General features: G+C 73.3%; 16 protein-coding genes. 1 reads left to right on the top strand and 15 read right to left on the bottom strand.

Annotated elements, in window-relative coordinates:
• Nucleotides 1-25 precede the first annotated feature (25 nt).
• The 15 genes from AB0K09_RS04540 to AB0K09_RS04610 all read right to left on the bottom strand — a co-directional run bounded on the left by AB0K09_RS04540 (nucleotide 26) and on the right by AB0K09_RS04610 (nucleotide 12,714).
• Nucleotides 26-349: an antibiotic biosynthesis monooxygenase family protein gene (locus AB0K09_RS04540; RefSeq protein ID WP_366063788.1), complete on the bottom strand. Its 324-nt coding sequence runs from the start codon at nucleotides 347-349 to the stop codon at nucleotides 26-28.
• Nucleotides 339-1,598 (bottom strand): ketosynthase chain-length factor, encoded by a 1,260-nt coding sequence (locus AB0K09_RS04545; RefSeq protein ID WP_366063789.1) that lies wholly within the window; start codon nucleotides 1,596-1,598, stop codon nucleotides 339-341. The genes AB0K09_RS04540 and AB0K09_RS04545 overlap by 11 nt, the downstream gene beginning before the upstream one ends.
• Nucleotides 1,595-2,878 (bottom strand): beta-ketoacyl-[acyl-carrier-protein] synthase family protein, encoded by a 1,284-nt coding sequence (locus tag AB0K09_RS04550; RefSeq protein ID WP_366063790.1) that lies wholly within the window; start codon nucleotides 2,876-2,878, stop codon nucleotides 1,595-1,597. The genes AB0K09_RS04545 and AB0K09_RS04550 overlap by 4 nt, the downstream gene beginning before the upstream one ends.
• The gene (locus AB0K09_RS04555) at nucleotides 2,875-3,321 is read right to left on the bottom strand and encodes a cupin domain-containing protein (RefSeq protein ID WP_366063791.1); all 447 of its coding nucleotides are present in this window, start codon (nucleotides 3,319-3,321) and stop codon (nucleotides 2,875-2,877) included. Before AB0K09_RS04555 ends, AB0K09_RS04550 begins: the two co-directional genes overlap by 4 nt.
• Nucleotides 3,318-3,653 (bottom strand): TcmI family type II polyketide cyclase, encoded by a 336-nt coding sequence (locus AB0K09_RS04560; RefSeq protein WP_366063792.1) that lies wholly within the window; start codon nucleotides 3,651-3,653, stop codon nucleotides 3,318-3,320. Before AB0K09_RS04560 ends, AB0K09_RS04555 begins: the two co-directional genes overlap by 4 nt.
• 167 nt (nucleotides 3,654-3,820) lie before the next feature.
• Entirely contained in the window at nucleotides 3,821-5,434 is a 1,614-nt protein-coding gene (locus AB0K09_RS04565; RefSeq protein WP_366063793.1) for a right-handed parallel beta-helix repeat-containing protein, read from the bottom strand.
• Between the two features lie 193 nt (nucleotides 5,435-5,627).
• Nucleotides 5,628-6,380 carry an SDR family oxidoreductase gene (locus tag AB0K09_RS04570; RefSeq protein WP_366063794.1) on the bottom strand — a complete coding sequence of 251 codons (753 nt, stop codon included), beginning with the start codon at nucleotides 6,378-6,380 and terminating at the stop codon, nucleotides 5,628-5,630.
• A gap of 178 nt (nucleotides 6,381-6,558) precedes the next feature.
• The gene (locus AB0K09_RS04575) at nucleotides 6,559-7,014 is read right to left on the bottom strand and encodes a DUF1772 domain-containing protein (RefSeq protein ID WP_366063795.1); all 456 of its coding nucleotides are present in this window, start codon (nucleotides 7,012-7,014) and stop codon (nucleotides 6,559-6,561) included.
• Between the two features lie 7 nt (nucleotides 7,015-7,021).
• Complete coding sequence (locus AB0K09_RS04580; RefSeq protein ID WP_366063796.1) at nucleotides 7,022-7,411, bottom strand: SchA/CurD-like domain-containing protein; 390 nt, start codon at nucleotides 7,409-7,411, stop codon at nucleotides 7,022-7,024.
• A gap of 38 nt (nucleotides 7,412-7,449) precedes the next feature.
• A complete protein-coding gene (locus AB0K09_RS04585; RefSeq protein ID WP_366063797.1) occupies nucleotides 7,450-7,707 on the bottom strand; it encodes an acyl carrier protein in 258 nt (85 codons plus the stop codon).
• Between the two features lie 42 nt (nucleotides 7,708-7,749).
• Nucleotides 7,750-8,607: an AfsR/SARP family transcriptional regulator gene (locus AB0K09_RS04590; protein WP_366063798.1), complete on the bottom strand. Its 858-nt coding sequence runs from the start codon at nucleotides 8,605-8,607 to the stop codon at nucleotides 7,750-7,752.
• Between the two features lie 32 nt (nucleotides 8,608-8,639).
• Nucleotides 8,640-9,437 carry an alpha/beta fold hydrolase gene (locus AB0K09_RS04595; protein WP_366063799.1) on the bottom strand — a complete coding sequence of 266 codons (798 nt, stop codon included), beginning with the start codon at nucleotides 9,435-9,437 and terminating at the stop codon, nucleotides 8,640-8,642.
• Nucleotides 9,438-9,599: 162 nt separating this feature from the next.
• On the bottom strand, nucleotides 9,600-10,409 hold the full coding sequence (locus AB0K09_RS04600; RefSeq protein ID WP_366063800.1) for an AfsR/SARP family transcriptional regulator: 810 nt from the start codon (nucleotides 10,407-10,409) through the stop codon (nucleotides 9,600-9,602).
• Between the two features lie 186 nt (nucleotides 10,410-10,595).
• Entirely contained in the window at nucleotides 10,596-12,407 is a 1,812-nt protein-coding gene (locus tag AB0K09_RS04605; RefSeq protein WP_366063801.1) for a fatty acyl-AMP ligase, read from the bottom strand.
• 61 nt (nucleotides 12,408-12,468) lie between these two features.
• Nucleotides 12,469-12,714 (bottom strand): hypothetical protein, encoded by a 246-nt coding sequence (locus AB0K09_RS04610; protein ID WP_366063802.1) that lies wholly within the window; start codon nucleotides 12,712-12,714, stop codon nucleotides 12,469-12,471.
• Nucleotides 12,715-12,910: 196 nt separating this feature from the next.
• Here AB0K09_RS04610 and AB0K09_RS04615 point away from each other — a divergent pair, with 196 nt between their 5' ends.
• The gene (locus tag AB0K09_RS04615; RefSeq protein ID WP_366063803.1) at nucleotides 12,911-14,107 is read left to right on the top strand and encodes a cytochrome P450; all 1,197 of its coding nucleotides are present in this window, start codon (nucleotides 12,911-12,913) and stop codon (nucleotides 14,105-14,107) included.
• The last annotated feature ends 114 nt before the right edge of the window (nucleotides 14,108-14,221 follow it).

Raw genomic sequence — 14,221 nt, forward strand, 5'->3', positions numbered from 1 at the left:
ACGCCGGTTCGTTCAGTACGCCTTCTCAGTACGCCGCGTTGACTTCGTAGATCCCGAACGGCACGGGCAGCCGCGTATCGCGGTACGGCCGCAGGGGGGCGGTGTCCTCGCGGTGGTCGGGGCCCCGCTCCCAGTCCTGGAATGCCTCGCGGTCCGCCCAGCGGCTCACCACCAGGACGGAGGTGGGGTCGACGGCGGACCGCAGCAGTTCGTTGCCGAGCAGACCGGGCACGCCGGTCATCCGTTCGCTGATCCGGTGGTACGCCGCGCGGACCGCGGCCAGCTCCTGCTCGTCCCGGGCCCGGTGATGGACGATCACGATCACCTGGCCCGCCGTCTCAGCCGGCACGGCCGGTGCCTTCCGTCCCGTGCGGGCGGCCGAGGAGGAGCCCGGCGTTGAAGCCTCCGTGGCCGCGGGCCAGCACCAGCGCCGTGCGCAGGGGCAGCGGGCGAGGAGCGCCGAGCACCAGGTCCATCTCGTACGCGGGGACGGGCGCGGTCGTGCCCACGGTGTGGGGCACGACCTGGTCGCGCAGGGCGAGGGCCGCCGTGGCCACGTCGAGGGCCGCGCCGCCGCCGTACAGCCGGCCGGTGAGGGTCTTGGGCGCGGTGACGGGCACGCCCCGGGGGCCGAAGACGGCGCGCAGCGCCCGTGCCTCGGCGGCGTCCTCGCCGGGTACGCCGGAAGCGTCGGCGAAGACGACGTCCACGTCGTCCGGTCGCAGGCCGGCGTCGGCCAGGGTCTGTTCGACGACGCGCCGCAGGGCGGGCTCGCGGCCGCTGCCGGGTGCCGGGTCGAATCCGGCGGCGTAGCCGAGCACCTGGGCGTAGGCCGGTCCGGCGCCGCGCCGTTCGGCGGCGGCCGGGTCCTCCAGGACGAGGAGGGCGCCGCCCTCGCCCGGCAGGTGGCCCGCGGCCCGGGCGTCGAACGGCACGTAGGCCCGCCTGGGGTCGGGGACGGTGGAGAGCCTGCCGGTGCTCAGCTGCGCGGTGAGGCCGTAGGGGCAGAGGGAGGCGTCGGTGCCGCCGCTGACGGCGAGGGCGGTGCCGCGGCGCAGCAGGCGCCGGGCCTGGCCGATGGCGTCGAGTCCGCCGGCCTGTTCGCAGCAGAGCACTCCGCAGGGGCCGCGCATGCCGTGCCGGATGGAGACCTGGCCGGTGGTCGCAGCGTAGAACCAGGCGATCGACTGGTAGGCGCCCACCCAGGAGGGGTCGTGCTGGTAGAGCTTCTCCATCTCGTGCTGGCCGAACTCCGTGCCGCCGGAGGAGGACGAGGTGACCACGGCCATCCCGTACTCGGGCAGCTCTCGGGGGTCGGCGCCGGCGTCGGCGAGGGCCTGCTCGGCGGCGTACAGGGCGAGATGGGTCCAGCGGTCGGTCTGCTGGACCAGCCGGCTGGGGACCCGGTCCTCGCCGTCGAACCCGGTCACCTCGCCGGCCAGCCGGACCGGGTAGCCGGAGGGGTCGAAGCGGCTGATGGTGTCGATGCCGGACTTGCCGGCGAGCACCGCGGCCCAGTGCTCCTCGACGCCGATGCCGGTCGGCGCGGTGATGCCGAGGCCCGTGATCAGCGGGCCGGCCGATGGGTTGCCGGTCACCGTCGGCTCCTCTCGTACGGGACGACGCCGGGCCGGGCCAGGACCATGGCGCTCTGGAAGCCGCCGAATCCGCTGCCCACGCTCAGGACGACGTCCATGCGGTGCTCCCGGGCGACGAGCGGGACGTAGTCCAGGTCGCACTCGGGGTCGGGGTTGTGCAGGTTGGCGGTCGGCGGGACGATCTGGCGGTCCAGGGCGAGGGCGCAGGCGGCGACCTCGATGGAGCCGATCGCGCCGAGGGAGTGGCCCACCATGGACTTGATCGAGCTCACCGGGACGTGCCGGGCGTGCTCGCCGAGCACGCGTTTGAACGCGGCGGTCTCGTGGCGGTCGTTCTGCTTGGTGCCGGAGCCGTGGGCGTTGATGTAGTCGACGGTGGTGGGGTCGAGCCGGGCCTGGTCCAGCGCGGTGCGGATCGCCTCGGCCATCTCGCGGCCGTCGGGCTTGAGCCCGGTCATGTGGAAGGCGTTGCTGCGCCCGGCGAAGCCGACGATCTCGCCGTAGATCCGGGCGCCGCGCCGTTCGGCGGCGGACTTCTCCTCCAGGACGAGGGCGGCGGCGCCCTCGCCGAGCACGAAGCCGTCGCGGTCCCGGTCGAAGGGGCGGGAGGCGTGTTCGGGGTCGTCGTTGCGGGGGGTGGTGGCCCGGATGGCGTCGAAGCAGGCGGCCGTGATGGGCGACAGGGGCGCGTCGGTGGCCCCGGCGATCACGACGTCGGCCGAGCCCTCCTCGATGAGCTGCACGGCGTGGCCGATGGAGTCCAGTCCGGAGGTGCAGCCGGTGGAGATCAGCGCCACCGGGCCCTCGGCGCCCACCTCGTGCGCGACCTCGACGGCCAGGGTGCTGGGCACCATGTAGCCGTAGAGGTGCGGGACGCCGTAGGTGTGGTCGACCAGCCAGCGCTTGCCGCTGTCGCTGAGGACGACGTACTCCTCCTCCAGTCCCATCGTGCAGCCGACGGCGCTGCCGAGGCAGACGGCGGTGCGCTCGGGCGGTACGGAGGCGTCGCGGATGCCGCTGTCCTCGACGGCCTCGCGCGCGCTGACGACGGCGAACTGGGCCGCCCGGTCCATGCGTCTGACCCGGCGCGGGTCCAGGCCGGCGGCGAGCGGGTCGAAGTCGACCTCGGCGGCCACCTGGGAACGGAAGGGCGCGGGGTCGAAGAGGGTGATGCGCCGGGTCGCGGTGCGGCCGGAGGAGAGCAGCTCCCAGGCCGCCTCCCGGCCGACCCCGCCCGGCGCCACCATGCCGACGCCCGTGATGACGGCGCGTCCGCTCACGGAGTCCCACCCACTTGCGGGTTCGGGGCCTGGGGGTCCGCGACGGTCTCGGTGTCGACGTGGCCGAGCTCCGGGCGGGGGGCCAGTGGCGAGAGGTGGAAGACGCAGCGCGCGGTGGCCGTTCCGGTGTTGACCAGGCGGTGCCGCATGCCGATGGGGACCAGCAGCGAGTCGCCGGGGCCCAGGGCCAGCGGCTCGCCGTCCAGCGCCATCTCCAGTTCCCCGTCGATGACGTGGAGGAACTCCTCGGAGTAGGGGTGGTAGTGCTCGGTGACGAATTCGCCGGGCTCCAGCAGGAGGGTTCCGCCGAAGCCGGAGGTGCAGCCGACGGTCACCGGGCTGAGGGTGACGCGGATGTCGCCGCCGCGCTTGCGGTTCGGCTTGGCCCGGTCCACCGGGAACCGCAGCCGGGACTTGTCCGTCGTATCGGTCGTCTCGGTCATCGGATCCTGCCTTCCTGGGGGGTCCACACGTAGAACGGCGAGGCCATGGCGTCCTTGGGCTCGCGCCAGTTCGGGTCGTAGGGCGAGATCCACTCGGTCAGACCGGTGTTGATGCGGTCGTAGAGCGGGTGGCTGCGCGCCTTGTAGAGGTTGGGCGAGATGTCGTCGTCCGCCTCGACCAGGTGGAAGTAGAGATCGTGGAACGAGAACAGCGTGCGCCGCGACACACCGATCATGTGCGGCAGGTCTGTCGCGTCCGATTCCTCGAAGAGCTTGGCGACGGACTCCGAGTTCCTCGGGTCCATCCGCGCCACGATGAGTGTCCGGTGCACAGCCGACCTCCTGCGTAGCCGATAGCGAGCGATTGCCGGGGGGCAATGCTCAGCACGGTCGGTCACCCGGCTCGACGGCTGCTCGAAGACGCGTCCAGGCGGGAGTGGCCCCGGGCATGACGAAACCCCCACCGGGGTGCCCGGTGGGGGTTTCGTCGCATGGGGTGCTACGGGCAGCCGCCCTGGGCGGCGCCGACGGCCGGGGCCGTGCCGGCGGGCACGGTGTGGCCGTAGTAGTCGTGACCGCCGTTGTCCGGGATCGGCACGCCGGCGCCGAGCGCCGGGGAGCCGGGCTTCAGCCGGTAGCCCTGGCTGCCGGTGCCGGGGGCGGTGAACCGCGGGTCGGCGGTCAGCGCGTGTGCGTCGGCCGACGGACGGTCCGTGATGTGGAAGTAGAGATTGTGGTCGAAGGTGCTCACGGTGTCGCTGATCGTCGAACCGCCGTCGGCGCCCCGGAAGATGTTGTTGCGGTAGGCGACCGAGGTCTGTCCGGCGTTGCCGACCAGTGCCTTCGCGACGGTGCTGTAGACCACGTTGTTGTAGAAGGAGACGTTCTTCTGGGTGACGCCGCAGCCGTTGAAGATGACCGGGAAGGTGATGCCGCTGTAGGTGGCGTCGTGGTCGTTCTGGCTGATGTTGTAGCGCACCGTCGCGCCGTCGGACAGCTGGCCGGGCGCGTTGCAGAAGGTGATGAACCCGCCGCCGTTGTCGTGGCTGTAGTTGTACTGGTAGACGACGTTCGCGTTCGCGCCGTCGACGTCGTAGGCCATCGCGGGCGGGGAGCTCGCGCCGTGCGTGACCTCGTTGTACTCCATCACGGGGCGGTCGGAGTTCCAGGCCCAGATGCCGGAGTGGTAGGCCGTGGCCCGCAGCCCGAAGCCGTCGACGAGGTTGTGGTCGATCAGCGGGTCGGCGCCGTTCTGGACGACGATGCCGTCACCGCCCATGTCGGACAGCCGGTTCCCGGTGATGCGGATGTGCGCGAGGGGCACGAAGCTGTTGCTGCCGCCGGGGAAGAGCTCGCGCTTCGACCACTGCGAGGAGGTGGCGATGCCGTAGCCGTCGGTGCCGGAGACGGTGCTGCGGGAGACCTGGATGCCGTCGAAGCCGGTGGGGACCTTCGAGCCGGCGGCCTTGAAGACGATGCCGCCGCTGTCCTCGGCGTCGGGACCGGTGCTGTCGGTGCCGGTCACGTCGTGGACGTTCACGTTGTCGACGACGTAGTGGGTGCCGGTGCCGAAGTCGGTCAGCAGCACGTAGATGCCGATGCGTGCGGTGCCGTCCGCCGTCGTGTGGTTCGAGACGTCGAGGTTGCGAAGCTCCCAGCCCTGCGCGTTCTCCAGGAGGACCGCGGCGCGGGCGCCGCCCGCGGCGATGGCGGCCCGTGCGGTGCCGCCGTAGGAGGTGACGACGACGGGCCGGCTCGCCGTGCCGGAACCGTGCGGCGCCAGCACACCCTTGCAGGTGGTGCCGCTGCGCAGCAGGATGGAGTCCCCCGGCTGGAGGACGGCCTTGTTCACGCGGTCGAGGCTGCGCCAGGCGGTCGTCTGCGCCGTGCCGGCGGCGGAGTCGTCACCGCCCGCGCAGTCGACGTAGTACTTCTGGCCGCCCGTGGTGTCCGGGCCGGCGGCGCCGGCCGGTGCGGCGGCGATGAACGGTGTGACGCACAGGGACAGTCCGATGGCCAGTCTCGCGCCAGCGGCGAGAGCGCCCCCGTGCCATGGCGGCTTGTGGTGCGACGCCGAGCGGCGCGCACGGTACGAAGCCCAGGTCTTGCCCATGGCCATGTGCTCCTCTTGACTGTGGTGAAGTCTTGACTGTGGTGAAGGTGGTGCTGGTGGTGACGGGCGGCCGGTGTCCGGCCGCCCGGTGCACGGCCCACGGCGGCCGTGTCGAACGAGGATGCGGCCGTCGGGCCGCGAACCGCTTGAGTGAAGGCGGAATTCGGCCGGTAATCGGCCGGGAAGGACCGGCTCAGCGCCCGCCGGCGGGGTGGATGATCTGGCCGTTGACGTTCCCGTTGGCGGCGGAGCCGAGGAAGACGATGAGCCGGGCCACCTCGTCGGCGGTGGTCAGCCGGCCGCTGGGGGTGTCCGCCACGGCCTTCTCCAGCAGGGCCGGGTCCACCGCCTCCAGGCTCTCGGTCACGGTGCCGCCGGGCGCGACGACATTGGCGAGCACGCCGTCGCCGGTCCACATCAGCCCGCGCACGAAGCCGTGCAGGGACGCCTTGGCGGCGCTGTAGATCTCCGAGCCGGGGTTGCCGTGGGTGGCGGTGACCGAGGACAGCAGCACGATCCGCCCCCAGCCGCGCTCCCGCATGCCGCCCAGGGCCTGGCGCACGGTCCACAGGTGGCCCTCGACGTTCTCCCGGTAGCGGCCGAGCCAGAAGTCCATCGGGAAATCCTGGTACGGGGGCATGTCCTCGGGGTTCATCCACACCCAGGTCTGGGCGTTGGCCACCACGACGTCCACGCCGCCCCAGCGGTCCTCGACCGCGGCGACCGTCTCGGCGATCGACGCGGAATCGGCCAGGTCGTAGCGGAGCGCGCAGGCCCGGTCCGGGCCGCCGAGCTCCTCGACCAGTTCCTTGGCCGCCACCTCGGAGTGGTGGTAGGTGACGGCGACGCGCGCGCCCTCGGCGGCGAAGGCCTTCGCCGTGGCGCGGCCGATGCCCCGGGTGGCACCGGTGACCAGAACGCGTTTGTCCGCAAGACCCAGATCCATGACGTTTCCCCTCGTCTCCCCGCGGCGCGGCTTCGGGCAGCCTGGCCGGATCCCCACCCTCGGGAAGGGCGCTAGAGCGCCACTAGGGCGGTGCTGGACCGAAGCGGAATGTGTCAGCACGCGTGCGGCCCGGGCCCCGAGGGGTCCGGGCCGCACGCGGTGCGCGGGGGCGGGGCGTTCAGTGCCAGGTCGCCGCCAGGCCGTTGAGGAGGAGGCCGGCCACGGCGAGGGCCGTGCGCAGGAGGTGCCAGCGGCGCCACAGCGGGCGGGGATCGGTCCAGTCGGGGGGCGGGCGGTCGGGGTCCTCGACGGCCTTGACCCGCCGGTTGATGGGGACGTTGCACAGGTGGGACACGGCGGAGACGCCGAGCATCACGGCCGCGGCGGCCACGTACAGGGCCCGGGCGGGCCCGGGGGCGAGCGCGCCGAGGGCGGCGTCCAGCAGCGTCGTGGCCAGCACGGTCACGGGCATCACCGGGTCCCAGTTGCGGCCCAGCAGCTTGTGCGCGTAGATGTACGTCCCCGTCGGCATCGCGAAGAGGGCGGGCAGGACGCTGAGCGCGACCGCGAAGAGCACTCCCGCCGTGATGCCGCTGCCGAGGGTGGCGAGCACGCGCAGCACGTCGACGGCCACGGTCGGCTCAGCTCCCCCGGGCCGCCGGGTGGGTGTCGACACTCAGCTGGGCGATCGACCGCATCGTCGCCTCCCGGAAGTAGGCGGCGAAACCCTCCGGGGTGCTGGTGTCGCGCGGCTCCGCCAGGTACGGCCGCAGTTTCTCCTCCAGCAGGTGGACGCCGCGCTGGGCGGCCATGTGGCGGCCGACGGCGGCGAAGTCGCCCTCGTAGTGGATGACCCGGACCAGGATGTCGTCCTTGATGAACACACCCGTGCCGAGCAGCCGCCCGGCCGCCTCACCCGGTGCCTGGCCGGGGAGTTCGGGGGTGTCGACGCGCTGGAAGCCGGCGAAGATCTCGGCGATCTCGTCGTCGTGGCCGGGTTTGACCCGGTAGGTGATGGCCGCGTAGGGCATGCTGCTCCCCTCGTCGTTGGGTGGTGGTGCGTCGGGCGTCAGGCTGCCTGGTTGGGGCTGGAGTTGATGACCTCCAGCAGGAGGCGCGGGGTGTGCGCCTCGATGACGGCGTCGTCGGCGATGTCGATGAGCCGCTCGCGGGCGATGACGCCGGTGACCTGGAGCAGCGCGAGGGAGTCGTAGCCGAGTTCGAGGAAGGGCACGTCGAGGACGTCGCCGTCGAGGTCGACGCCCTCGGCATCGCCCGCGCACTCGCGGAGTTTGCCGGTCAGTTCGTGGATGGTGAGGTCGGACATGGTGCGGTGGTCTCCTTCCCGGGAGGGGGTGCGGTCGGTGGGTCAGCCGGCGCGCAGGGCCTGGAGGGGTTCGGCGCCGAACGCGTAGGGGACGTTCGGGGGCAGCGCGGTGCGGCATTCGAGGACGGGGTCGGAGGCGAGCATGGCCCGCTGCATCTCCTGGAGGGCGGGGGACGGGTCGAGGCCGAGCTCCCTGCCGAGGGCGCCGCGCAGCCGGTGGTAGACCTCAAGGGCGCCGCCGCGGCGGCCGGCCCGGTAGAGGGCGAGCATCAGCTGGGACTGGAGCCGCTCGTGCAGGGGGTGCTGGGCGGCGAGCCCGGCGAGTTCGCCGAGGACCTCGTGGTGCCGGCCCAGGCGCAGGTCGGCCTCGATGCGCTGGGTGAAGATGCTCATCCGCGACTCCTCCAGCCGCGTGACCTCGGCCTCCAGCAGCGGGCCGACCTGGACGTCGACCAGGGCGGGGCCGCGCCAGAGGGCCAGGGCCCGGCGGAAGAGCATGCTGGCGCCGGCGTTGTCGCCGGCCTCCAGGGCCCGGTGTCCGGCGCCGGCGAGGCGCTCGTACTCCTGGGCGTCCACCATGCCGCCCTGGGTATCGAGCAGATAGCCGCCGGACTCGGTGACGAGGACGCTCTTGGCGCCGCCCGGGGGCTCCTCCTCGCCGGCGGCGGCGAGGGCGGCGTTGATCAGGTTGCGGATCTGCAGGATGTAGGTCTGGAGGGTGGTCTGTACGCTGCGCGGCGGGTGGTCGTCCCACAGCTCCTCGATGAGGGAGTTCACCGAGACGACGCTGTCCGGGTACAGGGCGAGCAAGGCCAGGACCTTGCGGGGCTTGATCGCCGTCGGGACCACCGACACGCCCGACTGTGTCACCCTGAAGGGCCCCAGTACTTCGATGTCCATCTCTCGGCTCCGTTCGCGTGTCGGGAGGCGTGTCAGGAGGTGCGGGCCGGCACGAGGCCGCCGGTCAGTTCGTCGCGGAGGAGTTCCGGCAGGGCGGCGTCGCGCACGAAGAAGTGGTCGCCGTCGAGCACGGCCGTGCGGAAGGTGTCCCCGGCGCACGCGCGCCAGGCGCGGACCGCTTCGACGGGCACGACCTCGTCGTCACGTCCGGCGATCGCGAGCAGCGGGCAGGGCAGGGGGCGGCGGGGGGCGGCGCGCAGGCTGCGGGCGAGCGCCAGGTCGTCGCGGGTGACGCGGACGGTGAGCCGCAGCCAGTCGGGGCGCTGGGCCAGCGGGCCGTGGATGCCGCCCGTGTGGTGGAGGAAGCCGACGATGTCCTCGTCGGAGGTGCCGCAGGAGTCGATCAGCGGGGTGCCGATGTGCGGCGGTGAGCAGGCGCCGACGGCCAGGAGCCGGGGCGCGGTGCCGCCGCGCCCGGTGTGGTGCAGCGCGTAGGCGTGTGCGACGAGGCCGCCCAGGCTGTGTCCGTAGAAGGCGTACGGTTCGTCGAGCAGGGGCGCGAGCTCCTCGTCGAGTTCGCGCATGAGCCGGGCCGCGTCGGTGACGCGGGGTTCGGCGAGCCGGGTCTCGCGTCCCGGCAGCCGGACGGGGACGACGCTGACGGCGGGTGCCAGGCGTGCTGCCCAGCGTGCGTAGGAGAGCGCGCCCGCGCCGGCGTGGTGGAAGCAGAAGAGCCGGAGCGCGGCGTCCTCGCGCGGCGGCACCGCGAGGTATCCGCCCGGCCCGCTCGTCGTCCGGGTGCGGACGTCCTCGGGGAACCGTACCGCCATCGCTACCTCCTCAGCCCGGCGGCGGGGCTCGCGAGCCACGCCGCCGTTCGGATCGCGGTTCATTCCGCTCGTGGCGGATGCAGCGATGCTCCTGGGGGCCCCTGGAAGGCCGCTTGACCGGCGCTGGAGGACGGCCGGGCGGCCGGGAGGGGGTGCCCTCGCTCAGACCCGGGCGATGGCGTCGAGCGCGGGGTCGGAGGCGAGGATGGCCTGGTGGAGGCGCTGCACCCGGGCGGAGGGCTCCAGGCCGAGTTCGTCGATGAGGCCGGCCCGCAGCCGCCGGAACGCCTGGAGCGCGCCGGAGGCGCGGCCGCAGCGGTAGAGGGCGAGCATGAACTGCGCGTGGAGGTTCTCGTCGAGCGGGTACTGGGCGGTGAGCCCGGCCAGTTCGCCGAGGATCTCGTAGTGGTGGTGCAGGCGCAGTTCGGCGTCGATGCGGCGGCCGAGGGCGGCCAGCCGGCTCTCCTGGAGGCGCATGGCCTCGATCTCCAGCAGGGGGCCGCGCTGGAGGTCGACGAGGGCCGGGCCGCGCCAGAGCGCGAGGGCCTCGCTGAGCAGCCGGGAGGCCCGGGCCGGGTCGTCCTGCTCGTAGGCGGCGTAGCCCTCGGCGGTGAGCCGGTCGAACTCCCGGGCGTCGATGTCCCGGGGGTCGACGGCGAGCAGATAGCCGTTGTGCCGGGTGGCCAGCAGGTCCTTGGCCGAGCAGACCGGGACGTGGGCGCCGGCGCAGGCGCCGGCCGCGAGGGCGGCGCCGAGCTTGCGCCGCAGTTGCAGGATGTAGGTCTGCAGTGTGGTGGGGGCGCTGCGCGGGAGGTCGAGTCCCCACAGCTCCTCCATGAGCACCTGCACGGTGACCACGTGGTTGGCGTTGAGCGCGAGCAGGGCCAGGATCTGCCGGGGTTTGGCGGCACTGGGGACGACGGACGTGCCGGACTCCGCCGCGGTCAGCTGGCCGAGAACCTTGATCTCCACGATCCCCCGTCCTCTCCTCCGGCTGGTCTTCGGGGACGTTCCGCGAACGGCGCGGCCGGGACTCAGCTAGAGGGTGGCGCCGGCCGGGCCGGCGGGCCAGGCGGGGGCTCGCAACGTGTCATGTCTTTGCCGAACAGTGGAAAGGCCAGCCCAAATCCACTTGAGACTTGGATAGTTGACGAATGGTCAGACGGTGATCCGGGGGCTCGATCCCGATGCGATGAGCTCCTTGACCTCGGGGTCGACGAGCTCGTGGAGCGGGCGCAGCCGGCCCGTCAGGAAGAGCTTGCGCATGGCGGACCGCTGCACCTTGCCGCTGGTGGTGCGGCGCACGGTGCCGGGCCTGACGAGGACGACGTTGCCGAGGGCTATCTCGAACTCCTTGGAGACGCGCTGCTGCACGGCGGAGACGAGGCCCGGCAGGTCGGTGTCGTAGGTCTTGCCGGAGCGCACCTCCTGGACGACCACGACGTGCTCGCGGTCGGAGTCGACGGCGAAGGCGACGGTCGAGTTGAACATGGCACTGACCTTCTGGACGGTCCGTTCGACGTCCTGCGGGTAGAGGTTGCGGCCGGCGACGATCAGCAGGTCCTTGATCCGGCCGGTGACGTACAGCTCGCCGTCCCGCAGGACGCCGAGGTCGCCGGTGCGCAGGAAGCCGCCGTCGCCGCTCTCGGTCGCGGCGTCGAACGCCTCGGCGGTCTCGGTGGTCCGGTTCCAGTAGCCGCGGGCCACGCTGTCGCCGCGGATCCAGATCTCGCCGATCCGGCCGGGGGCCAGTTCCCGGCCCGTGTCGGGGGCGACGACGCGCAGGTCGCAACCGGGCCCGGGGGTGCCGCAGGAGACCAGGGTCCGTACGGGGCGGCCGGGTGCGGGGTCGACCAGGCGGTGCTGTTCGAGGGCGGCCGCATCGGCGGTGAGCCGGCGGGCGGGGCTGCCGGGCGTGCCGCCGGTGACCATCAGCGTCGACTCGGCCAGACCGTAGGAGGGGTAGAGGGCGGCGGGGTCGAGCCCCACCGGGGCGAAGCGTTCGGCGAAGGCGTCGAGTGTCTCGGCCCGTACGGTCTCGGCGCCGTTGACGGCCGTCACCCAGCGGGAGAGATCGATGCCCGCCAGCTGTTCGTCGGTGACGCGGCGGGCGCACAGTTCGTAGGCGAAGTTGGGGCCGCCGCCGGTGGTGATCCCGTAGTCGGAGACCATCCGCAGCCAGCGCACCGGGCGCCGCACGAAGCTCATGGCGGGCATGATCACACCTTGCGCGCCCAGCCAGAGGGGGTGCAGCAGATGGCCGACGAGGCCCATGTCGTGGTGGAAGGGCAGCCAGCCGCCGACGACCGAGTCCTGCGTGGTGCGCATCGCGTGCTGGATGGCGCGCTGGTTGGCGAGCAGGGAGCGGTGGGTGACCATGACGCCCTTGGGTCTGCTCGTCGACCCGGAGGTGTACTGGAGGAAGGCCACGTCGTCGGGGCCGAGGGCGGGGGGCCGCCAGTCGTCGGGGTCCGCGGCCGCCGCGGTGCCGGCCCGGTCGGTCGCCAGGCACACCAGGTCGCCGTATCCGGCTCCGGCGAGCAGCTGGGAGACGGCGGGGGCATGGCGAGTGTCGGTGAGGACGATGCCGACGGCCGCGTCCTTGACGATGCCGAGCAGCCGTTCCATGTGGCGGTCGGTGCCGCCGGGCGGTGGCGCGGGCACGGCGACGGCGCCGGCGTAGAGGCAGCCGAGGAAGGAGGCGGCGAACAGCGGGCCCTGGTCGTGCAGGATCAGTACGCGCTGTCCGGCGACGTCACGCGGCTGGAGCCAGGCGGCGATCCGCCGTGCCTCCAGGTCGAGGGCGGCGTAGCTCAGCCTGCCGGCCTCGCCCTGCTCGCGGGGGCCTTCCGCGGGGAAGACGAGAGCGGTCCTGCCGGGCTGCCGCCGCGCCCACTGCCGGACGACACTCACGAAGTCGGTGGGTTCCGGGGCCTCGGGACATCCGAACGGTGCGGAGATGGCGGGCATGACGGTCTCCCAGGGATGCCGCCGTGTGTTCCGCCTGTGCACCGCAGACCCGCACGGCGGCTCAACGGGCCCGGTGATCCGGCCAGCCTGCTCCCACCGCCTCGAACGGACCTTGAGCGGCGGCGGGGTGCGCGAGGAGCGGGAACGGACGGCCGGTGGGGTCCGGCCGGTCCCGGGGCACCGGGGCGAAGGGGTTCGGCAGCTCCAGGGTGTACGGGTTCGGCACGTAGAACAGGCCGTAGAGGGAGAGCGCGCGCAGGGCGGGACGCACGCAGTGGGCCATCAGCCAGCAAATCAGTGGACGCATGGGGGACCTCCGGGGGCCTGGGCGCGCCGCGCCGGGCGCGCGTGTCGCGCGGGCGGACGTCCCCATGCTGTCCGCCGCCGCTCAAGGACGGCTCCAGGACCGCCCCAGGGCGGGTCCGGGACGGGTCCGGGGCGGGTCCGGGGTGCGGCGGGCGGCGGTCCGGCCGGGCGCGAGCGGCCGTGGGAACGCTCCCGGCATGCCTGGATTCGAGCCCCTGCGCTATCCCCTCCCCCGCACCTCGGCGACCGAGCCGCCCGCCGGCTACGACGAGCTGCGCGCCCGTTGCCCCGTGGCGCGCGTCGTCCTGCCCAGCGGGGACGACGGTTATCTGGTGAGCCGGTACGAGGACGTGCGGACCGTCCTGTCCGATCCGGTGTTCAGCCGGGCGGCGACCGTGCGCGCCGGTGCGCCGAGGCTCACCGCCCAGCCCTTCGAGGCCGGTGGCCTGTTCACCCTGGACCCGCCCGAGCACACCCGGCTGCGGGCCCTGGTGGCGGCCGAGTTCACCCCGCGCCGGGTCCGTGCCCTGGAACCGGGCATCGAGCGGGTGGCGCACGGCCTGGTCGACGACCTGGAGCGCGGCGGGCCGGGCGCCGATCTGATCCGCGGGTACGCCTTCCCGCTGCCGGCCTGGGTCATCTGCGAGCTGCTGGGCGTGCCCTACGGGGAGCGGGAGCGGTTCCGTGCCTGGTCCGAGGCGCTGCTGTCGCTCACCGCCCACTCCCCCGAGCAGATGCGCGCCGCCCGCGACGCGTTGCTGGCCTTTCTGCACGCCCTGGTGGAGGACAAGCGGCGGCGGCCGGGGGACGATCTGCTGAGCGCGCTCGTCCAGGCCCGGGACGAGCAGGGCTCGCTGAGCCACCGCGAGGTGCTCACCATGGCCATGACCCTGCTGGTAGCGGGGCACGAGACGACCTCGTCCGTCATCGGCACGTCCGTGCTGACCCTGCTGCGCGCGCCGGAGGGCATCGCGGCCCTGGACACCCATCCCGCCGGGCCGGCCGCCGTGGTCGAGGAGCTGCTGCGGCACAATCCGATCGGGGACGGCGGTCCGCTGCGGGTGACGCTGGCGGAGACGGAGGTCGCCGGGACGCGGATCCCGGCCAACAGCGCGGTGATCGCCTCGATCTGCTCGGCCGGCCGGGACGCGGCGGTGTTCCCGGAGCCCGGGGCGTTCGATCCCGGCCGTCCGGAGGTCCGCGCGCATCTGGCTTTCGGGCACGGCGTCCACTACTGCCTGGGGGCCTCCCTGGCCCGGGCCGAGCTGACGATCGCCCTGCGCGTGCTGGCGCGGCGCCTGCCGGGGCTGCGGCTCGCGGTCCCGCCGGAGGAGATCCGGATGCACACCGGGCTGCTCGTCAACCATCTCGTGGAGCTGCCGGTCACCTGGTGACGCCCCGGCCGGCCGGGCGGCCCTCACAGGACGCGGCCGTCGCGGCCCCGGGGGCCGTAGCCCCAGGCGCGGTCCCAGCCGAGGTGGGCGAGCCAGCCGAGCCCGGCGAGGGCC

The organism is Streptomyces sp. NPDC049577, assembly GCF_040675635.1.
Classification (GTDB): Bacteria; Actinomycetota; Actinomycetes; order Streptomycetales; family Streptomycetaceae; genus Streptomyces.